This window comes from Xanthomonas sp. D-109, assembly GCF_017746095.1.
Classification (GTDB): domain Bacteria; phylum Pseudomonadota; class Gammaproteobacteria; order Xanthomonadales; family Xanthomonadaceae; genus Xanthomonas_A; species Xanthomonas_A sacchari.
Window position 1 is genome coordinate 88,131 of the sequence record NZ_JAGHWV010000002.1, and the last position, 18,592, is coordinate 106,722.

General features: G+C 69.1%; 22 protein-coding genes. 8 read left to right on the forward strand and 14 right to left on the reverse strand.

The genetic code is table 11. The features are described from left to right. Nucleotides 1–12 precede the first annotated feature (12 nt). Together coq7 and J7357_RS03885 are read left to right on the forward strand one after the other, a co-directional pair. Nucleotides 13–657: a 2-polyprenyl-3-methyl-6-methoxy-1,4-benzoquinone monooxygenase gene (gene coq7 / locus J7357_RS03880; protein ID WP_010341419.1), complete on the forward strand. Its 645-nt coding sequence runs from the start codon at nucleotides 13–15 to the stop codon at nucleotides 655–657. A 183-nt stretch (nucleotides 658–840) separates the two neighbouring features. After that, nucleotides 841–1,350 (forward strand): hypothetical protein, encoded by a 510-nt coding sequence (locus tag J7357_RS03885; RefSeq protein WP_234006518.1) that lies wholly within the window; start codon nucleotides 841–843, stop codon nucleotides 1,348–1,350. Nucleotides 1,351–1,367: 17 nt separating this feature from the next. Here the strand turns inward: J7357_RS03885 and sugE are convergent, their stop codons facing one another. After that, complete coding sequence (gene sugE / locus J7357_RS03890) at nucleotides 1,368–1,685, reverse strand: quaternary ammonium compound efflux SMR transporter SugE (protein ID WP_019799697.1); 318 nt, start codon at nucleotides 1,683–1,685, stop codon at nucleotides 1,368–1,370. Nucleotides 1,686–1,803: 118 nt separating this feature from the next. Next, complete coding sequence (gene speD, locus J7357_RS03895; protein ID WP_017910332.1) at nucleotides 1,804–2,598, reverse strand: adenosylmethionine decarboxylase; 795 nt, start codon at nucleotides 2,596–2,598, stop codon at nucleotides 1,804–1,806. Between the two features lie 144 nt (nucleotides 2,599–2,742). Between speD and crp the strand changes: the two genes are divergently transcribed. The 3 genes from crp (at nucleotide 2,743) to J7357_RS03910 (ending at nucleotide 5,426) form a co-directional block, all read left to right on the forward strand. Then, a complete protein-coding gene (gene crp, locus J7357_RS03900; protein WP_010341415.1) occupies nucleotides 2,743–3,432 on the forward strand; it encodes a cAMP-activated global transcriptional regulator CRP in 690 nt (229 codons plus the stop codon). A 30-nt stretch (nucleotides 3,433–3,462) separates the two neighbouring features. Further along, nucleotides 3,463–4,218, forward strand: a complete 756-nt coding sequence (locus J7357_RS03905; RefSeq protein ID WP_209244954.1) for a sulfite exporter TauE/SafE family protein — start codon at nucleotides 3,463–3,465, stop codon at nucleotides 4,216–4,218. A gap of 194 nt (nucleotides 4,219–4,412) precedes the next feature. Beyond that, nucleotides 4,413–5,426, forward strand: coding sequence for a glycoside hydrolase family 5 protein (locus J7357_RS03910; protein ID WP_244667253.1), 1,014 nt, complete (start codon nucleotides 4,413–4,415; stop codon nucleotides 5,424–5,426). Nucleotides 5,427–5,454: 28 nt separating this feature from the next. Here the strand turns inward: J7357_RS03910 and J7357_RS03915 are convergent, their stop codons facing one another. From J7357_RS03915 to J7357_RS03970, 12 genes are all read right to left on the reverse strand, one after another. Beyond that, a complete protein-coding gene (locus J7357_RS03915; protein WP_209244956.1) occupies nucleotides 5,455–6,192 on the reverse strand; it encodes a haloacid dehalogenase-like hydrolase in 738 nt (245 codons plus the stop codon). Continuing rightward, nucleotides 6,189–6,986, reverse strand: a complete 798-nt coding sequence (gene trpC / locus J7357_RS03920) for an indole-3-glycerol phosphate synthase TrpC (protein WP_010341411.1) — start codon at nucleotides 6,984–6,986, stop codon at nucleotides 6,189–6,191. The genes J7357_RS03915 and trpC overlap by 4 nt, the downstream gene beginning before the upstream one ends. 87 nt (nucleotides 6,987–7,073) lie before the next feature. Further along, nucleotides 7,074–8,111 (reverse strand): anthranilate phosphoribosyltransferase, encoded by a 1,038-nt coding sequence (gene trpD / locus J7357_RS03925; protein WP_209244957.1) that lies wholly within the window; start codon nucleotides 8,109–8,111, stop codon nucleotides 7,074–7,076. Nucleotides 8,112–8,159: 48 nt separating this feature from the next. Further along, nucleotides 8,160–8,798, reverse strand: a complete 639-nt coding sequence (locus J7357_RS03930) for a flavin reductase family protein (protein WP_209244958.1) — start codon at nucleotides 8,796–8,798, stop codon at nucleotides 8,160–8,162. A gap of 49 nt (nucleotides 8,799–8,847) precedes the next feature. Beyond that, complete coding sequence (locus J7357_RS03935; RefSeq protein WP_209244959.1) at nucleotides 8,848–9,426, reverse strand: aminodeoxychorismate/anthranilate synthase component II; 579 nt, start codon at nucleotides 9,424–9,426, stop codon at nucleotides 8,848–8,850. A 10-nt stretch (nucleotides 9,427–9,436) separates the two neighbouring features. After that, entirely contained in the window at nucleotides 9,437–10,216 is a 780-nt protein-coding gene (locus tag J7357_RS03940) for an SIMPL domain-containing protein (protein ID WP_244667254.1), read from the reverse strand. Nucleotides 10,217–10,237: 21 nt separating this feature from the next. Beyond that, nucleotides 10,238–11,308, reverse strand: coding sequence for an aminotransferase class I/II-fold pyridoxal phosphate-dependent enzyme (locus J7357_RS03945; RefSeq protein WP_209244960.1), 1,071 nt, complete (start codon nucleotides 11,306–11,308; stop codon nucleotides 10,238–10,240). Next, a complete protein-coding gene (gene trpE, locus J7357_RS03950; RefSeq protein WP_209244961.1) occupies nucleotides 11,305–12,780 on the reverse strand; it encodes an anthranilate synthase component I in 1,476 nt (491 codons plus the stop codon). The genes J7357_RS03945 and trpE overlap by 4 nt, the downstream gene beginning before the upstream one ends. Nucleotides 12,781–13,249: 469 nt before the next feature. Next, entirely contained in the window at nucleotides 13,250–14,182 is a 933-nt protein-coding gene (gene yegS / locus J7357_RS03955) for a lipid kinase YegS (protein ID WP_209244962.1), read from the reverse strand. A gap of 217 nt (nucleotides 14,183–14,399) precedes the next feature. Further along, on the reverse strand, nucleotides 14,400–14,882 hold the full coding sequence (locus J7357_RS03960) for a GNAT family N-acetyltransferase (protein WP_010341399.1): 483 nt from the start codon (nucleotides 14,880–14,882) through the stop codon (nucleotides 14,400–14,402). A gap of 1 nt (nucleotide 14,883) precedes the next feature. Further along, on the reverse strand, nucleotides 14,884–15,552 hold the full coding sequence (gene rpe, locus J7357_RS03965) for a ribulose-phosphate 3-epimerase (RefSeq protein ID WP_010341397.1): 669 nt from the start codon (nucleotides 15,550–15,552) through the stop codon (nucleotides 14,884–14,886). Between the two features lie 9 nt (nucleotides 15,553–15,561). Further along, nucleotides 15,562–15,894, reverse strand: a complete 333-nt coding sequence (locus tag J7357_RS03970; protein ID WP_010341396.1) for a DnaJ domain-containing protein — start codon at nucleotides 15,892–15,894, stop codon at nucleotides 15,562–15,564. A gap of 142 nt (nucleotides 15,895–16,036) precedes the next feature. On the opposite strand from J7357_RS03970, the gene J7357_RS03975 reads away from it, so the two are divergent. From J7357_RS03975 to J7357_RS03985, 3 genes are all read left to right on the forward strand, one after another. Then, nucleotides 16,037–16,963, forward strand: coding sequence for a phosphoribosylaminoimidazolesuccinocarboxamide synthase (locus tag J7357_RS03975; protein ID WP_019801108.1), 927 nt, complete (start codon nucleotides 16,037–16,039; stop codon nucleotides 16,961–16,963). A gap of 333 nt (nucleotides 16,964–17,296) precedes the next feature. Continuing rightward, nucleotides 17,297–17,755, forward strand: a complete 459-nt coding sequence (locus J7357_RS03980) for a hypothetical protein (RefSeq protein WP_209245022.1) — start codon at nucleotides 17,297–17,299, stop codon at nucleotides 17,753–17,755. Between the two features lie 110 nt (nucleotides 17,756–17,865). Beyond that, nucleotides 17,866–18,552, forward strand: a complete 687-nt coding sequence (locus J7357_RS03985) for a hypothetical protein (RefSeq protein ID WP_244667256.1) — start codon at nucleotides 17,866–17,868, stop codon at nucleotides 18,550–18,552. Nucleotides 18,553–18,592 lie beyond the last annotated feature (40 nt).

Genomic DNA, 18,592 nt, shown 5'->3' on the forward strand with positions numbered 1-18,592 from the left:
CGGGCTTCCCCCATGACGACCAGCCGCCAGCATTCCCCGCTCGATCGCGCCCTGGTCGAGGCCCAGCGCGCGCTGGAGACCGTGTTCGGAGACCCGCCGGCGCAGCGCCCCTACCCGGCCGCGGCCACCGCCGATGTGGTGCTGGCGCCGGACGAGCGCCGCCATGCCGCGGGCCTGATGCGCATCAACCACGTCGGCGAGGTCTGCGCCCAGGGCCTGTATTTCGGCCAGGCCGCGGTCGCGCGCGATCCGGCCACCCGTGCGCACCTGCTGGAGGCGGCGCAGGAAGAGACCGACCACCTGGCCTGGTGCGCGGCGCGGCTGCGCGAACTGGACAGCCGCCCCAGCCTGTTCAATCCGCTGTGGTACGCCGGCAGCTACGCGATCGGCACCCTGGCCGGACTGCGTGGCGACGGCTGGAACCTGGGCTTCGTGGTCGAGACCGAGCGCCAGGTCGAGGCGCACCTGGACGAACACCTGCAGACCCTGCCGCCGGCCGACCTGCGCAGCCGCGACGTGCTGAAAGTGATGAAGGCCGACGAGGCCCGCCACGCCGAGCATGCCGAACAGGCCGGCGCACGGCGCCTGCCGCCGCCGATCCCCACGGTGATGGCCGCCGCCTCGCGGCTGATGAAGGCCGTCGCCTATCGGCTGTAGCCGCCCGCCGGTCGGGCCGGCGATGGGCCGACTGGCATTGCCGGCCCGATGGGGGTAAAGTGAACGAACGCTGACTGATTCCACGTCGGCGCACGCCGTTCCGGCCGCAGCACCGCCATGTGCCGCAGCCACCGATGTACCCGTGCCGAGCCGCGCCCGCGTGCGCTCCGCCTGCCGACTGCCATGCCCGCATCCACGCTCCACCTGCCATCGCCACGCACCCGCTGGTTGTCGCGCCTGCTGTTCGCGACCCTGTTCGCGATCGGCGGCGGCACCTTGTTGCACCACCTGCTTGGCGATTACCGCCAGGCCAGCGCGATCCTGCGCGACCATTCGGTGGCGACCGTGCCGGTGATCGCCGATGGCGCCTTCGGCGTGCAGACCGAGCCGCTGGTGCGCTACCGCTTCCACTATGTGTTCGAGAGCAGGGGCCGGCTGCACAGTGGCGCCTTCGAGGCCAGCGGCGCCGAGGCCGCGCCGCTGCTGCTGGACGGCGCCACCGTCGAGATCGCCTACGCCAACGCCGACCCCGCGCGCTTCGGGCGGCTGGACCAGTTGCAGCATGCCGGCAACCTCGGCAGCGTGTTCACCCGCGCGATGATCGCGCTGTCGATCGCCGCCCTGCTGGCGGTGGTGGCGCACCGGCTGCTGATCGGCCGGGTGCTGACCCGACGCCGCATCGCCGCCGCCTGAGTTCCTGCGCGCACTGCTCAGTGCGCGACCAGCTTCAGGCCGATCACCCCGGCCACGATCAGGCCGATGCAGGCCAGCCGCGCCGGCGAGGCGCTGTCGCCGAACAGGACCACGCCGAGCACGGCCGTGCCCAGCGCACCGATGCCGGTCCAGATCGCATAGGCGGTGCCCAGCGGGATGTGCTTGAGCGCCTGGGTCAGCAGCCACAGGCTGAGGCCGGCACCGGCCATGGTCCCCAGGGACGGCCACAGCCGGGTGAAGCCTTCGCTGTACTTGAGGCCGAGGGCGAAGCCGATCTCGAACAGGCCGGCCAGCAACAGGTAGATCCAGGGCATTGTCTTTCTCCGTAGACAAATGAAAACGAAAACGGCCCGATGTCTGCACATCGGGCCGCCGTCGGCAGGGGTCGCAGCGCAGGCTGCGGGCGGGTCGTCCCGCCGGTGTGGAGGCTGCTTACTCGGACAGATTGCGCCCGTGGAACAGCTCCTCGATCTCGCGCTTGAGCAGCGCCTCGATGCGCATGCGCTCCTTGAACGAGAGGTTCTTGGCCTTCTCCTCGAACAGGTACTGGTCCAGGTCGAAGTCCTTCAGGTGCATCTTGGTGTGGAAGATGTTCTCCTGATAGACGTTGACGTCGAACATCTCGTAGCGCGACTTGACGTTCTTGGCCAGGAAGTTCTGGATCGAGTTGATCTTGTGGTCGATGTAGTGCTTCTTGCCCTTCACGTCGCGGGTGAAGCCGCGCACGCGGTAATCCATGATCACGATGTCCGATTCCAGGCTCTCGATCAGGTAATTAAGGGCCTTCAGCGGCGAAATGACGCCGCAGGTGGCGACGTCGATGTCGGCGCGGAACGTGGCGATACCGTGCTGCGGATGGGTTTCCGGGTAGGTATGGACGGTGATGTGGCTCTTGTCCATGTGCGCGACCACGGCATCGGAAATGATCTCCTTGCCGGCGGCCTTCTTGTCGATGACCGGCTCTTCGGAGATCAGGATCGTCACCGAGGCGCCCTGCGGATCGTAGTCCTGGCGCGCGATGTTGAGGATGTTGGCGCCGATGATCTCGGCCACATCGGTGAGGATCTGGGTCAGGCGGTCGGCGTCGTACTGCTCGTCGATGTACTCGATGTAGCGCTGGCGCTCCTCTTCGGAGATCGCGTAGCAGACGTCGTAGATGTTGAAGCTCAACGCCTTGGTGAGGTTGTTGAAACCTTGCAGCCTCAGGCGAGGCAACGGCTTGACCACGGCGTGGATCCTCTGGAAGTGGGTGGGGAAAGACACTCAATTATGAGCCAAATGGCTCCGCTGCGAAACGTGGCGTCCGTCTCTTGTTTGCCGCCGCGAACGCGTCCCGTTAAGCTTCGGGAATTACGCCGTAGCGAAGCCGCCATGAGCCCCGGAAACACATCCACTGCAGCACCTGTGCGCATCGCTCCAAGTCCTCTGACGTTGGACACCGCCACCATCGACCGCTTCCTGGCCCACAGCCACCGTCGCCGCTATCCGGCGCGGACGGATGTGTTCAGGCCTGGCGACCCGGCCGGCACCCTCTACTACGTCGTCAGCGGCTCGGTCAGCATCATCGCCGAGGAAGATGACGACCGCGAGTTGGTGCTGGGCTATTTCGGCAGCGGCGAGTTCGTCGGCGAGATGGGCCTGTTCATCGAGTCCGACCAGCGCGAGGTGATCCTGCGCACCCGCACGCCCTGCGAACTGGCCGAGATCAGCTACGAGCGCCTGCACCAGCTGTTCCTGGGCTCGCTGTCGTCCGATGCGCCGCGGGTGCTGTACGCGATCGGCGTGCAGCTGTCCAAGCGCCTGCTGGACACCTCGCGCAAGGCCAGCCGCCTGGCGTTCCTGGACGTCACCGACCGCATCGTGCGCACCCTGCACGACCTGGCCCAGGAGCCGGAGGCGATGAGCCATCCGCAGGGCATGCAGTTGCGCGTGTCGCGGCAGGAATTGGCGCGGCTGGTCGGCTGCTCGCGCGAGATGGCCGGCCGGGTGCTGAAGAAGCTGCAGGTCGACGGCATCCTGCATGCCCGCGGCAAGACCGTGGTGCTGTACGGCGCGCGCTGACCGCCATGGGGCGATAGGCCCGGCACGAGGGTGCTGAGCGAGACCTTCTACTGGTTCGTGCTGGTCGGCCTGGCCGCCCAGCTGGTGGACGGCGCGCTGGGCATGGCCTTCGGCCTGGTCTCGTCCTCGGTCCTGCTGAGCCTGGGCCTGCCGCCGGCGGTGGTCAGCGCCAGCGTGCACAGCGCCGAGGTGTTCACCACCGGCGCCTCGGGCCTGTCGCACCTGGCCCTGGGCAATGTCGACAAGCGGCTGTTCCTGCGCCTGGCGTTGCCGGGCATGGTCGGCGGCATCGCCGGCGCCTACGTGCTGACGCAACTGCCGGGCGAGCTGATCCGCCCCTTCGTCTATCTGTACCTGCTCGCCCTGGCGGTGCTGATCCTGCTGCGCGCGGCCGGCCGTGCGCTGCCGCGCCGCGAGGTGCGGCGGGTGCCGCTGCTGGGTTTCGTCGCCGGCCTGCTGGACGCCAGCGGCGGTGGCGGATGGGGCCCGGTGGCGACCTCGACCCTGCTCGCCCACGGCGGCCAGGCCCGCACCACCATCGGCACGGTCAACGCCGCCGAGTTCCTGGTGACGCTGTCGATCTCGCTGACCTTCCTGCTGACCATGGGCGTGCAGCACCTGGACATCGTGCTCGGCCTGCTGGTCGGCGGCATGCTCGCCGCGCCGCTGGCGGCGTTGCTGGTCAAGCGGGTGCGCGAGCGCTGGGTGCTGGTGGCGGTGGGCCTGCTGGTGCTGGGCATCAGCCTGTATCAGGTGGGTGGGGCGCTGTATCGCTGGGTGGGCTGACGCCCGGGATTTGGGAGTCGGGATTGGGGATTCGCAAAGGCGGTCTCCGCGGCGCCTGAAGCTGTTGCGCTGGTGACCCGATCTGCGGTCAGGCCGCGTTCGCTTTTGCCGGGGCGCGCCGCGCGATGATCGCGGCCGGGACGCCGCCGCCGATGGCCGCGCGTCTCGCCACTCCCCTGCCCCGCGAGACCGCCATGCGTGCCATCCCATCGCTCCTGGCCTTGTTGTGTCTGGCGCTGCCTGCGCCGCGCGCACGGGCCGACGACGCCTTCGCCCGGCTCGGGCGCGGGGTCAACATCCTCGGCTACGACCCGCTGTGGAACGACCCGGCGAAGGCGCGCTTCCGCCCGCCGCTGTACCGCACGATCCGCGACGGCGGCTTCCGCACGGTGCGGGTCAACCTGCAGGCATTCGCGCACATGGACGCGGACAACCGGCTCGACCCTACATGGCTGAAGACGCTGGACACGGTGGTCGACCAGGCCACCGCTGCGGGCCTGAACGTGATCCTGGACGAACACGACTTCCACCCCTGCGCCGCCGACGCGGCGGTGTGCCGGACCAGGCTGCTGGCGTTCTGGAGCCAGATCGCCCCGCGCTACCGCCACGCGCCGCCGTCGGTGCTGTTCGAGATCCTCAACGAGCCCAACGGCCAGATGACCAGCGCGGCGTGGAACGATCTGCTGCGCGATGCGCTGCAGATCATCCGCCGCGACAACCCGACCCGCACGGTGGTGGTGGGTCCGGCCAGCAGCAATTCCTTCACCGCGCTCGACAGCCTACGCCTGCCCGACGACGATGCGCACCTGCTGGTCACCGTGCACTACTACAACCCGTTCCGCTTCACCCATCAGGGCGCGCCGTGGGCTCCGGCGGACATCCGCGACCACACCGGCGTGAGCTGGGGCAGTGCGGCCGACCGGACCAAGCTGTACGGCGAATTCGACCGCATCGCGGCCTGGGCCAAGGCGCACCATCGGCAGGTGCTGCTGGGCGAGTTCGGTGCCTACGAGCAGGCGCCGCCGGCCGATCGCCTGGCCTGGACGGTGGCGGTGGTCAACGCCGCCGAGAAACGCCATTTCGCCTGGGCGTACTGGGAATTCGAGGGCAGCTTCGGCGCCTACGACATCGATCGCGGCCAGTGGGTCGCGCCGCTGCACCACGCCTTGGTGGGCAGCGACAGCGCTTACCGCGGGGCCGGCGGCTGATCGCCGGCCTTCCCCACCACGGCGCGCCCTAGCGGGAACCGCCAGCGTCGCCGGCGCGGTCGCGGCAGCCCCAGTTGAGGATCGGCGTGCCGGACGGCAACAGCCGGCGGAACACCGCCACCGCGCCGTGCTTGGGATTGACCACCACCGGCGCGGCCGCGGCCTGCAGCAGCGGCAGATCGGCGGTGCTGTCGGAATAGGCCATGGCGATCTCGCCGTAGCCCAGTTCGCGCAGCATGCGCATCTTTTCCTCATTGTGGCAGTGACGCGTGGCGGTGACCGCGCCCAGGCGCGGGCCGATCAGACTGCCGACCACCGGCACGTCCTGGTGCGCGACGAAGCCGAGAATGGCGCGCGCCAGTTCCGGCGGCGCGCCGGTGGCGACCACCACGCGATCGCCGGCGGCACGGTGCCGGGCGAACACCTCCAGCGCCTGCGGCAGCAGCCGCTGGCGGATCTGCGCCTGATGCTGCAGCACGTACTGGTCGATGATGCGGTTGAACTCGCGGGCGCGGCGCAGGCCGAAGCTGGCGATCCAGACGTAGCCGGAGATGCCGGTGCGGCGGGTCGGCAGCATCGCCACCAGCGGCCCCAGCAACGGCGTGGCCAGCACCGCGGCGGCCAGGCGCAGCGGATTGCGCTTGATCAGCCAGGCGAACAGATGGCTGCCGGAGTCGCCGTCGTACAGGGTGTGGTCGAAATCGAACACCACCAGCGGCGCGTCGACGCGCGGCAGCGGGTACGGACTCGGTGCCTGCCCGCTCATGCCGCGAAGAACAGCTGGCGCAGCGCCTCGCCCGGCTCCTCGGCGCGCATGAACGCCTCGCCGACCAGGAAAGCGTGCACGCCGGCGCCGCGCATCAGCGCCACGTCGTCCGGGCCGAGGATGCCGCTTTCGGTGACCAGCAGGCGGTCGCGCGGCACCGCGTTCTGCATCGACAGGGTGGTCTGCAGCGACACCTCGAAGGTGCGCAGGTTGCGGTTGTTGATGCCGATCAGCGGCGCCGGCACCTGCAGCGCGCGCTCCAGTTCGTCGATGTCGTGCACTTCCACCAGCACGTCCATGCCCAGTTGCAGCGCCAGCGACGACAGCTCGGCCAGTTGCAGGTCGTCCAGTGCGGCCACGATCAGCAGGATGCAGTCGGCGCCGAGCGTGCGCGCCTCGTACACCTGGTACGGATCGATGGTGAAGTCCTTGCGCAGCACCGGCAGGGTGCAGGCATCGCGCGCCTGCTGCAGATAGCGGTCGTGGCCCTGGAAGAAATCCTCGTCGGTCAGCACCGACAGGCAGGCCGCGCCGCCGAACTCGTAGCTGACCGCGATGTCGGCCGGGTGGAAGTCCGGGCGGATCACGCCCTTGGACGGGCTGGCCTTCTTGACCTCGGCGATCACCGCCGGGTCGCCGTTGGCGATGGCCGCCTGCAGCGCGCGGGCGAAGCCGCGGGTGGGCGGCATGGCCTCGGCCCGGGCGACCAGCTCGGCCAGCGGCACGCGCGCGCTGCGCTCGGCGATCTCGTCGGCCTTGCGCGCGAGGATGGTGCGGAGAATGTCGCTGCTCATGCGGTGGGAATCCTGGGGGATGGCCGGATTATCGGCGATGCAGGGTGTCGGGGGTGAGAACCGGGATCGGGCGCTGGCGAAGGCGGTTCAGTCCAGCCCGGCCAAGCCGCGGGTGCAGGCCACGTAGGCCTCCAGCTTGGCCCGCGCGCGGCCGTCGGCGATGGCCGCACGCGCCAGGGCGATGCCGGCACCGATGTCGGCGGCCAGGCCGGCCACGTACAGCGCCGCGCCGGCGTTGAAGGCGACGATGTCCAGCGCCGGGCCGGGCACGTTGTCGAGCACCGCGCGCAGCATCGCCATCGATTCGGCAGCGTCGGCGACCTTGAGGTTGCGGCTGGCCGACATGGCGATGCCGAAGTCCTCCGGGTGCACTTCGTACTCGCGGACCTGGCCGTCGCGCAGTTCGCCGACCAGGGTGCCGGCGCCGAGCGAGAGCTCGTCCATGTCGTCGCGGCCCCACACCACCAGCGCGCGCTCGGCGCCCAGTTCCTGCAGCACGCGTGCCTGGATGCCGACCAGGTCGGGGTGGAACACGCCCATCAGGATGTTCGGCGCGCCGGCCGGATTGGTCAGCGGACCGAGGATGTTGAAGATGGTGCGCACGCCCATCTCGCGCCGCACCGGCGCCACGACCTTCATCGCCGGATGGTGCACGGGCGCGAACATGAAGCCGATGCCGGTGGCCGCCAGTGCCTGCGCCACCTGCTCGGGCTGCAGTTCGATCGCCGCGCCCAGCGCCTCCAGCGCGTCGGCGCTGCCGGACTTGGAGGAGACGCTGCGGTTGCCGTGCTTGGCGACCTTGGCGCCGGCTGCGGCGGCGACGAACATTGCGCAGGTGGAGATGTTGAACGTGTGCGAGCCGTCGCCGCCGGTGCCGACGATGTCGACCATGTGGGTGCGGTCGGCGACCGGCACGGTGCGTGAGAACTCGCGCATCACCAGCGCCGCGCCGGCGATCTCGCCGACCGTTTCCTTCTTGACCCGCAAGCCGGTGAGGATGGCCGCGGTCATCATCGGCGAGACCTCCCCGCGCATGATCTGCCGCATCAGCGCGACCATCTCGTCGTGGAAGATCTCGCGGTGCTCGATGGTGCGTTGCAGGGCTTGCTGGGGGGTGATGGTCATGGCGAAGACGGTCTGCGGTTAGGCGAATGAGGAAGGCGGCGGCGCGGGTCAGCGCGCCTGCGTCGGCCGCGGCATGCGCAGGCGCCCTTGCGCCAGCACCTCGAAGTAGTCGGCCGGGCCGCCGGCGCGCAGCAGGGTGGCGACCGCGGCCGGGTCGTAGATGCCGTCCTGCAGGGCGTGCTCGGCGATGTGCACGCCGACCACCTCGCCCAGCACCAGCCAGGTCTGGATCGGCTCGCCGCGTGCGCTCTGCAGCGGCAGCAACTGGCTGAGCCGGCATTCGAAGCTGACCGGGCTGGCGGCCACCCGCGGCGCCGCGATCAGGCGCGAGGGCGCGGCGGTCAGGCCGGCCAGGGCAAACTCGTCCACCTCCGGCGCCACCGCGGCGGAACTGGCGTTCATCGCCTCGGCCAGCGGCCGCGTGGCCAGGTTCCAGGTGAACTCGCCCGTGGCCTCGATGTTACGCACGCTGTCCTTCCAGCCGATGCTGGCGAAGCCGACGATCGGCGGGACGTAGTTGAAGGCGTTGAAGAAGCTGTAGGGCGCCAGGTTGGCGATGCCGTCGGCGCCGCGCGAACCGATCCAGCCGATCGGCCGCGGCCCGACGATGGCGTTGAACGGATCGTGCGGCAAGCCGTGGCCGTTGGCCGGTTCGTAGAAATGGAAGGCGTCGGTGCGCTCGTGCATCGGCAGGGTCCGGCAGTGACGGAAGGCGGGCGACGCCGGCGCGGCGCGCTCAGCGCTCCAGGAAGTTCTTCAGCAAGGCGTGGCCATGCTCGGTGAGGATGGACTCGGGATGGAACTGCACGCCCTCGACCGGGAACTGGCGATGGCGCAGGCCCATGATCTCCTCCACCGTGCCGTCGTCGTATTCGGTCCAGGCCGTCACTTCCAGGCAGTCCGGCAGCGTGGTCTTCTCCACCACCAGCGAGTGGTAGCGGGTGGCCTCGTAGCGGTCCGGCAGGCCGGCGAACACGCCGCGGCCTTCGTGGCGGATGCGCGAGGTCTTGCCGTGCATGATGGTGCCGGCACGCACGACCTGCCCGCCGTAGACCTGGCCGATGCTCTGGTGGCCCAGGCACACGCCCAGGATCGGTGTGCGCTGGCCCAGCCGCTCGATCAGTTGCAGCGACACCCCCGCCTCGTTCGGCGTGCACGGCCCCGGCGAGATGACGATGCGCTCGGGCGCCAGGCGCTCGATCTCGTCCACGCTGAGCGCATCGTTGCGCACCACCTTGACCTCGGCGCCGAGCGCCTGCAGGTACTGCACGAGGTTGTAGGTAAAGCTGTCGTAGTTATCCAGCATCAGCAGCATGGCGAAGGACTCATTGCGCGATCAGGAAGACCGCATAGACGTTTTCGGAAAGGGTGAGGCTGCCGGCTTCGAGGGATTCGGCCAGTGGCGCCGCGGCCGCGCGGTTGCCCGTCACTTGGATGGCGTCCAGGCTGTATCCGTAGCCGTCACCAACTTGGCTTCGCCCTCCTTGCCAGGTGCCTGCCTGGATTCCGTAGGCGAAGTTGGGGGCGACCGTGGAAATCGTGTACAGCCCGCCCAGCGACACTCCATAGGCGCGTGCCAATTCTTGCGCCGAGACACGCGTCTGTTCGACGGCCTGGCGCTTGAGTTCGGCGCGCACCTCCGCGTCCTTGCTATAGGCAGGAGTGATCGCTGAGACCTGCAGCGACTGGCTGGTCTTCAACCCGGCCAGGAACTGGCGTACATCGTCGAGTGTGGAAAAGTCTGCGGACAAGGTGCGCTGCACCTTGGTTCCCTTGAACACCTCGCGCTCGTTCTCGTAGCGGCGCTCCGGCGCAATCGACAAGGTGGACGCGTGCACGCTGTTGCTCAGGGCGTGATGCTTTTTGAACGCAGACAGGACGCTCGTCGCATCCTCCTGTACCCGCGAACGCGCCGCTTCCGGCGCGAAATCGACGGCTTCCAACGTCAACTTGATATTGAACCGATCAGGAATCACCTCCCGTTCGGCCGCGCCCTTCACCAACAGATGCGGCTGCGATGGCAGGCTGTTGACCTGCGCGCTGGCGACGGCCGGCAAGGCCAGCACCGCGGCAATGGCCCAGGCAACAAGCGTACGGATTTTCATCTTCCTCTCCTTGGCGGAATGTCAGCCGGCCGCACGCTGCGTGCCGGAGTGGAGCAGCGCGGCGAAATCCGCGATCAACGTATCGACTGCCGTGTCCTGCGTCGCCCATGAGGTGACGAAGCGGATCACCCAGCGGCCGTCGCCCAGCACCTGCCAGCGCTCGAAGTCGTAGCGCTGTGCCAGCGTCTCGACGTCCGCGGCGGGCAGGGTCACGAACAGCTGGTTGGTCGGCGAGTCCGAGGCGAACTGCGCGCCAGCGGCGGCCAGCCCGTCGCGCAGCCGCACGGCCATGCGATTGGCGTGCGCGGCCAGTTCGTAGAACAGGCCATCCTCGAACAGCGCGGCGAACTGCGTGCCCAGCACCATACCCTTGGCCAGCAGCGCGCCGCGTTGCTTGAGCAGATAGCGGAAATCCGCTTTCAACACCGGGTTGAGGATCACCAGCGCCTCACCGAGCAGCGCGCCATTCTTGGTGCCGCCGATGTAGAACGCATCGGTGAGCGCGGCGATGTCGGCCATGCGCAGATCGTTGCCCTCGGCGGTGAGCGCGCTGCCGATGCGCGCGCCGTCCAGGAACAGCAGCAGGCCGTGTGCGTCGCAGAATGCGCGCAAGGCCTGCAGCTCGTGCCTGCGGTACAGCGTGCCGACCTCGGTGGTGTTGGACACGTAGACCAGCCGCGGCTGCACCAGGTGCTCGTTGCCGTGCTCGGCCAGCAACGGCGCGATCCGCTCCGGCGTGAGCCGGCCGTCGGCCGCGTCCACGGTGAGCACCTTGTGCCCGGTGGCCTCGATCGCGCCGGTCTCGTGGGTGGCGATGTGGCCGCAGGCCGCGGCGATCACCGCCTGGTGCGGGCGCAGGAACGCGGCGATGGCGGTGAGGTTGGTCTGGGTGCCGCCGACCAGCAGGTGCACGTCGGCCTCGGCGCAGCCGATCTCGGCACGGATCAGCTGCGCGGCACGTGCGCTGTGCCGGTCCAGGCCATAGCCGGCGTTCTGCTCGGCGCTGGCCGCAGCCAGCGCGGCGAGCAGGCGCGGATGCGCACCTTCGCTGTAGTCGTTGCGGAAGCCGATCCGCGGCGCGGCGGCGCTCACAGCCCCTTCGCCGCTTCGGCGACCGCGCGGAACAGCGCGCGGCCCTTGTTCATCGTCTCGTCCCATTCGGTCTGCGGATCGGAGTCGTAGACGATGCCGGCGCCGGCCTGCACGTGCAGGCGGCCGTGCTTGATCACCGCGGTGCGGATGGCGATGGCGGTATCGGCGTCGCCGTGCCAGCCGAGGTAGCCGATGCTGCCGGCGTAGACGTTGCGCTTGATCGGCTCCAGCTCGCGAATGACTTCCAGCGCGCGGATCTTCGGCGCGCCGCTGACGGTGCCGGCGGGGAAGGTGGCGCGCAGCACGTCGGCATAGCTGAGGCCGGGCAGCAGGGTGCCGGTGACTTCGCTGACGATGTGCATGACATGGCTGTAGCGTTCGATCACGAAGCGCTCGCCGACGGCGACGCTGCCGGCCTGCGAAACCCGGCCGGCGTCGTTGCGGCCCAGGTCGATCAGCATGAGGTGCTCGGCGCGTTCCTTCGGATCGGCGAGCAGTTCCGCCTCCAGCGCCTGGTCCTCTTCCGGAGTCTTGCCGCGCGGCCGGGTGCCGGCGATCGGGCGCACGGTGACCTGGCCATTCTCCAGCCGCACCAGGATCTCCGGCGAGGAGCCGACCACCTGGGTGTCGCCGACATCGAGGAAATACATGTATGGCGACGGGTTCAGCGCGCGCAGCGCGCGGTACACGTCCACCGGGCGCGCGGTGAACGGCACGCTCAGGCGCTGGCTCAGCACCACCTGGAAGATGTCGCCGGCGCGGATGTAGTCCTTGGATTTCTCCACCGCGGCGATGAAGCCCTCGCGGGTGAAGCCGGAGACGAAGTCGCTCTCGTCCAGCACGTCGCGCGCCAGCGGCGCGGGGTAGCCGGCGCCGGGCTGGCGCAGCGTGGTGGTGAGCGCATCCAGGCGCGCCTGCGCGCGCTCCCAGGCGTCGGCCTCGGCCGGGTTGGCGTGCACGATCAGGTACAGGCGGCCCTTGAGGTTGTCGAAGACCGCCACTTCCTCGGACAGCATCAGCAGGATGTCCGGGGTGTCCAGCTCGTCGCGGGCGACGGCGCCGGCCAGGCGCGGCTCGATGTAGCCGATGCACTCGAAGCCGAACCAGCCGACCAGACCGCCGGTGAAACCGGGCACGCCCGCCAGCTTGGGCACCACATGCTGCGCGCGCAGCGCCTCGACCTCGGCGAAGGGATCGGCGACCTCGCGGCGCTCGATCAGCTCGCCATGGTCGCGCACGTCCAGGGTGTGCCCGCGGAAGGTGTACACGCGGCGCACCGGCAGGCCGATGATCGAGTAGCGCCCGAAGCGTTCGCCGCCTTCGACCGATTCGAACAGATAGGTGTGCGGGGCGTCGGCGAGCTTGAGATAGACCGACAGCGGCGTGTCCAGGTCGGACAGCACTTCGCGGACGACGGGGATGCGGGTGTGACCTTCAGCGGCGTAGCGCTGGAACTGCTCGCGGGTAATCAAGACGGCTTTCCTTCCGGGACTCGGTGACAGGGCGGACGACGGCTGCAGGCCACCATCGCCACGCACGGCGAGCGGAAGTGAAGGAACGCGGGGTCGTCAGACTGGACACGGCGGCTACTTTACCGCAACTGCGGCGACTGGCAACGGTTGCAGACGCGACCGATCGAGTGCGGTGCGGAGGTGGTCGGTGAGGGCGTCGCGTCGGGACTGAAGTCCCTCCCACAGGGGCGCACTCGCCTTGGTGCGCTGTGCGGCGTCTGAGGTGCGCGATCTTGTCATCGCAAGCGCGTCCACGACCGAAACGATCTTCGCCACGCCGTAGGTCGTAGGAGCGGCTTCAGCCGCGACGGGCGTTACCGGGAATGCCTGTCGCGGCTGATCCCACAACAGGGGACAAGAGCCGCTCCTACAAGAGCAGCACGCGAGCAGCACGAAAGGAGATGGGTGGCAGGCGCTGCGACCTCTGGCGTCAGCGCGCCTGCAGCAGCGGCGAGTCCGGCGGCAGATGCATGCGCAGGCGCCCGGGCACGCAGTCGATGCGGAAGTGGCGCGAAGTTTCCGGTTCGCCGTCCAGGTTCAGGGTCAACGGCTGCGCCGCCTCGATCCGCAGCCACGGCAGGCGCGCGCGCACCGCCACCCGCTCCAGCGCGGCCTGTTTGCCGGACGTGACCAGGGTGCCCAGGGTCGCGGCGACCTCGCCGGTCAGCTCCGGCACCAGGGTCAGGTCGAGCAGGCCGTCGTCGAGCAGCGCTTCCGGGCACAGCACCTGGCCACCGCCGGCTTGGCGGCCGTTGCCCAGGCCGAGCGCGATGAAATCGCCTTCCCAGGCAAAGTCCGGCCCTTCGAAGCGGGCCCGGATCGGATCGATCCGGCCCAGCCGGCTCATGCCGGTGACCAGGTAGGCCAGCCCGCCCAGCATCTTTTTCAGGCCTTCGTCGGTCTCCACCGTGACCTGGGTGCCGAAGCCGCCGCTGGCGACATTGGCGCACCAGTGCGGGCCGTGCTCGGCCTCGATGCGCAGCAGGTCGATCGGCTGCGCCGTGGTGCGGGCGATCAGCTCCAGCGCCTCCAGCGGCGGCAGCGGGAGACCAGTGGCCGTGGCGAAATCGTTGGCCGTGCCCAGCGCCACCAGGCCCAGGGCCGGCAACGCTGCGGCCGGCTCCTGGCGATGCGCCAGCGCGCTGGCGACCTCGCTGAGGGTGCCGTCGCCACCGGCGGCGACGATGCAGGCGGCGCCATCGGCCACCGCCTCGGCCACGTAGCGCTCGGCATCGCCCTGCTCCCAGGTGACCCGCACCTGCAGCGCCACGCCGCGCGCGCGCATGGCCATGACCGCCTCGCGCAATGCCTCGTCGCCGGCCGACTTGCCGTTGAGGATCAGACGCCAATGCGCTGCAGCCATGCGAACCATCCCGGGGTGAGGCGCTCAGGCTAACGGGCGCGGCATGCGCGATGCGTGAATCCAGGCGGGCGCGTTGTCATACGCACGTCACCGAGCGTCCGGAACATGGAAGGCCATAGCAAGGAAGACGGATGGAGGCAGGATCAGCCTCCGATTTATCTCCCAGGGGCCGCACCGGCGACGGTGCGGTTCTTTTCTTTTGGCCGTCCGGCACCGCTCAGCCGGCGGCGAACCGGGCCAGCGCCTCGCCCTGCAGCCGGTACACGGTCCACTCGTCCTGCGCGCGAGCGCCGACCGCTTCGTAGAAGTCGATCGCCGGCTGGTTCCAGTCCAGCACCGACCATTCGAAGCGGCCGCAGCCCTCGGCCACCGCCTGCCGCGCCAGATGCTGCAGCAGCGCCTTGCCGGCGCCGACGCCGCGGTGCGCCGGGTCCACGTACAGGTCTTCCAGGTACAGGCCGTTGCGGCCGAGCCAGGTGGAGTAGTTGTAGAAGTACACCGCGTAGCCGATCGGCTGGCCGTCGGCCTCGCAGATCAGCGCCTGCGCGCGGGCGTCGGCGCCGAACAGGGTCGCGCGCAGGCCGGCCTCGTCGGTCTGCACCGCGTCCTCGGCGCGCTCGTAGCGGGCCAGGTCGCGGATCAGGCGCAGGATCAGCGCCGCATCGTCGGCCACCGCCGGGCGGATGTGCAGCACCGCCATCTCAGCGCCCCGCCACCGCGGCGCGCATCTGTTTGATCACCTCGGCGTAGTCCGGCGCATTGAAGATGGCCGAGCCGGCGACGAAGGTGTCGGCGCCGGCGGCGGCGATCGCGGCGATGTTGTCCGGCTTGACCCCGCCGTCGATCTCCAGCCGGATCGGCTTGCCGCTGGCGTCGATGCGGGCGCGGATCGCGCGCAGCTTGTCCAGCGCCGAGGGAATGAAGGCCTGGCCGCCGAAACCCGGGTTGACCGACATCACCAGCACCAGGTCCAGGTCGTCCAGCACCCAGTCGAGGATGTCCACCGGCGTGGCCGGATTGAGCACCAGGCCGGCCTTGCAGCCGTGCGACTTGATCAGCTGGATGCTGCGGTGCACGTGGCGGCTGGCCTCGGGGTGGAAGCTGATGATGCTGGCGCCGGCCTCGGCGAAATCCGGGATCAGCCGGTCCACCGGCTCCACCATCAGGTGCACGTCGATCGGCGCGGTGACGCCATGCTTGCGCAGCGCCTGGCAGACCATCGGGCCGATGGTCAGGTTCGGCACGTAATGGTTGTCCATCACGTCGAAGTGGATCCAGTCTGCGCCGGCGCGCAGCACGGCATCCACTTCCTCGCCGAGGCGGGCGAAATCGGCGGACAGGATGGACGGGGAGATGATGCAGTCGGACATGGCGGGATCTCAGCGCTTGCGCAGGGTGCGGATACGGTCGTAGGCGGTGTTGAGCTGGCTGGCCTTCTTCTCGGCGCGGGCGCGCAACTCGGGGCTGGCGCTGGCGACCTTGTCGGGGTGGTACTGGGACATCAGCCGGCGATAGGCCAGTTCGATCTCGGCGTCGGTGGCGTCGCGGGTCAGGCCCAGCTCGCGGTAGGGATCCTCGCGCTGGGACAGCTTGAACCAGTCGGCGTCGAAGGCATGCCCGATCAGCAGCCCGATCAGGGCGCCCAGCACCGGCGTGGGCCGCAGCAGCAGGGCCCCGGCGATGGCGCCGAGCAGTTTTCCGTACCAGGGCATGGGGCGAGGGCGGGCGCGGCGTCAGGGCCGGCTATTTTACGGCACAGCGGGGCATTCCGGCCGTACACTACGCGGCCCGCCGTCCGCCGCGGGCCCGCCGGGTCCCGGGACGGTCGCCATTGCGAAGTCCGTAGGAGTGCCTGTGTCCACCACGCTGTTGCAATCCGATCTGCCTGGCCTGCCCTTGCGCCACCGCGGCAAAGTCCGCGACGTGTTCGACATCCCCCGCGAGCGCCTGCCGGCCGATGCGCCGCCCGGCGACTACCTGCTGATGGTCGCCACCGACCGCCTGTCGGCCTTCGACGTGGTGCTGCCGGACCCGATTCCCGGCAAGGGCGAGATGCTGTGCCAGGTCTCCAACTTCTGGTTCAAGAAGACCGAGCACCTGATGCCGAACCACCTCACCGGCATCGACGTGGCCGCGGTGCTGCCCGAGGGCGTGGATACCGCGCTGTACGCCAGGCGCGCCGTGGTGACCCGCAAGCTCAAGCCGGTGCCGGTGGAAGCCATCGCCCGCGGCTACCTGATCGGCAGCGGCTGGAAGGACTACCAGCGCACCGGCAAGGTCAGCGGCATCGAGCTGCCCGACGGCCTGCGCCAGGCCGAGAAGCTGGCCGAACCGATCTTCACCCCGTCGACCAAGGCCGCCGTCGGCGACCACGACGAGAACATCGACTTCGACGCCATGGTCAAGACCGTGGGCGCGGAACTGGCCGAGCGCGTGCGCGACGCCACCCTGCGTATCTACCGCTTCGCCGCCGACTTCGCCGCCGAACGCGGCATCCTGCTGGCCGACACCAAGTTCGAGTTCGGCACCGACGCCGACGGCCGCCTGTACATCATGGACGAAATGCTGACCCCGGACTCCTCGCGCTACTGGCCGGCCGACCAGTACGAGGTCGGGACCAGCCCGCCGAGCTACGACAAGCAGTTCGTGCGCGACTACCTGGAGACGCTGGACTGGGGCAAGACCGCGCCCGGCCCGCGCCTGCCGCAGGACGTGATCGACCGCACCCGCGCCAAGTACGCCGAGGCGCTGCAGCGGTTGGCGGGGATTTCGGTCGACTGAGTGGGGTCGTGCGCCGGGATGCGCCGGCGCGTGAGGGTGGTCGCGGAAGGCGGCCGCCTTGCGGCCAGTGAGGTAATCGCTTCCGCTTCACGAGCAGATGGGCATGGACGTTCCTCGCGAACGGGCTGTGATCCGTCGCGATGTGCTGGTGTTCGATAGCGGGTTGCTCGGGCTACTTTCCGCTCTGGCATTGTGAGCTGTAGCGATGGCGGCAACACCCCGCCTCGGCTTCACGACATGATGATCCTGGTGAACTAAACTCACCCGCCCGAAGGGCGATTGCCCGCCCGACCCGATCAGGAAGATCCGTTGGCCACCGCACGCCCCATTCTGATGTCCCTGGCATTGGCCGCGGCCCTGGTCGCGTGCAAGGCGCAACCAGCTGGCTCCACGGCCGCAGCGGCGACGGCCTCCCCCGCGCAGGCCGCGCCCGCCGCAGACGCCCCGCGTTGCCAGGACGCCGATTTCGATGCCTTCCTCAAGCGCTTCAGCGCCGACATCGCGGTCCAGGAAAAGGCCACCGCGAATCCGTTGACGATGATCCACATCGACCCGGACGCGCAGCCGGAACCGGCGCCGGTGACCCGCAACGTGCCGCTGGCCGAGGTCGAATGGCCGGTGATCCCGAACCTGGATGCGGCCCGCAAGGGCGGACGCGAGGTCGTGGTGACGCAGAACGCCGAGGGCCGGCAGGTCATGGTGCGCACTCCCGATACCGGCGACCAGCAGGTCTACCAGTTCGCGCAGAAGCCGTGCTGGACGCTGGTTCGCGTGGACGATCAAGTACTTTAACTGCCGCTTTCCAACAGGTCCGCGCAAGTCCCACTCAGCCTCAACCTCCTTCACTATGCTGTATCTCGCCCACGTTACATTTCCGCAACCTGCTCGCATGTGAGGTAAAGATGCGCTCGTCCCGTCCTTTCCGCCACTCCGGCAACCGCGTTGTGTGGCCCGCTGTTTCGGTGATGCTGCTCGCGCTGAGCGCATGCAGCAACGGCCAGTCTGCCGCCCCTGCCGCTGTGTCCGCGAGCGACCCTGCGCCGGCCAAGCAAGCGGCTCCCGCCACGCCCCCAACTGTAGAAGCCACGTCAAGCGATGCAGTACAGCAACTGGTGCAGTCCAGCGGTGTGCAGTGCGAAGACAGCAAGACGGTACGCAACTGTACGGCCGGCAATCTCGACGCGGGCGACTACTACGACGTCGAATTGACGGCAGACTGTGGCGAGCATGGATTCTTCGCGGGCGTTGCAGACACCAAGGGCGCGCCAGCACTGAATGTCGTACCAACGACGGGAAGCCATGCCACACCGCGGGCCACCCTCTCGCAAGGCCAGCTCGTCTGCGTCCAGGGCATCGCCCGCGCCGGCCAAAACCCAATGTACTACTACGTCGTCGCTATTCCTGCGGAAAGCGTAGCGAAGTGCAAGGGCAATGCACTATGCAAGCAGTATGGGGACCGTCCAATCAAGTGGACCTCCCCCGCAAACGGCGCCGCCTGCCATGCCGCTGCGCCGGGCCACTATGCAGGTAACTGCGCGCAAGGCTGGGTCAGCGCCAGCGCGCTGGACGTGTTTTCAGACGGAATGTAGCAACTGCTTCCACAAGCCTCGCGCTTGTCCAATCGCAAGG

Excerpts from the sequence above, each read along its gene's own strand:
- crp (WP_010341415.1), top strand. The coding sequence starts at position 2,743 with ATGAGCCCCGGAAACACATCCACTGCAGCACCTGTGCGCATCGCTCCA.
- yegS (WP_209244962.1), bottom strand. The coding sequence starts at position 14,182 with ATGGCTGCAGCGCATTGGCGTCTGATCCTCAACGGCAAGTCGGCCGGC.
- rpe (WP_010341397.1), bottom strand. The coding sequence starts at position 15,552 with ATGTCCGACTGCATCATCTCCCCGTCCATCCTGTCCGCCGATTTCGCC.
- trpC (WP_010341411.1), bottom strand. The coding sequence starts at position 6,986 with ATGAGCAGCGACATTCTCCGCACCATCCTCGCGCGCAAGGCCGACGAG.
- J7357_RS03930 (WP_209244958.1), bottom strand. The coding sequence starts at position 8,798 with ATGCACGAGCGCACCGACGCCTTCCATTTCTACGAACCGGCCAACGGC.
- J7357_RS03910 (WP_244667253.1), top strand. The coding sequence starts at position 4,413 with ATGCGTGCCATCCCATCGCTCCTGGCCTTGTTGTGTCTGGCGCTGCCT.
- sugE (WP_019799697.1), bottom strand. The coding sequence starts at position 1,685 with ATGCCCTGGATCTACCTGTTGCTGGCCGGCCTGTTCGAGATCGGCTTC.
- coq7 (WP_010341419.1), top strand. The coding sequence starts at position 13 with ATGACGACCAGCCGCCAGCATTCCCCGCTCGATCGCGCCCTGGTCGAG.
- J7357_RS03940 (WP_244667254.1), bottom strand. The coding sequence starts at position 10,216 with ATGAAAATCCGTACGCTTGTTGCCTGGGCCATTGCCGCGGTGCTGGCC.
- J7357_RS03885 (WP_234006518.1), top strand. The coding sequence starts at position 841 with ATGCCCGCATCCACGCTCCACCTGCCATCGCCACGCACCCGCTGGTTG.
- J7357_RS03970 (WP_010341396.1), bottom strand. The coding sequence starts at position 15,894 with ATGCCCTGGTACGGAAAACTGCTCGGCGCCATCGCCGGGGCCCTGCTG.
- J7357_RS03935 (WP_209244959.1), bottom strand. The coding sequence starts at position 9,426 with ATGCTGCTGATGCTGGATAACTACGACAGCTTTACCTACAACCTCGTG.
- trpD (WP_209244957.1), bottom strand. The coding sequence starts at position 8,111 with ATGACCATCACCCCCCAGCAAGCCCTGCAACGCACCATCGAGCACCGC.
- J7357_RS03980 (WP_209245022.1), top strand. The coding sequence starts at position 17,297 with ATGTCCCTGGCATTGGCCGCGGCCCTGGTCGCGTGCAAGGCGCAACCA.
- J7357_RS03915 (WP_209244956.1), bottom strand. The coding sequence starts at position 6,192 with ATGAGCGGGCAGGCACCGAGTCCGTACCCGCTGCCGCGCGTCGACGCG.
- J7357_RS03960 (WP_010341399.1), bottom strand. The coding sequence starts at position 14,882 with ATGGCGGTGCTGCACATCCGCCCGGCGGTGGCCGACGATGCGGCGCTG.
- J7357_RS03985 (WP_244667256.1), top strand. The coding sequence starts at position 17,866 with ATGCGCTCGTCCCGTCCTTTCCGCCACTCCGGCAACCGCGTTGTGTGG.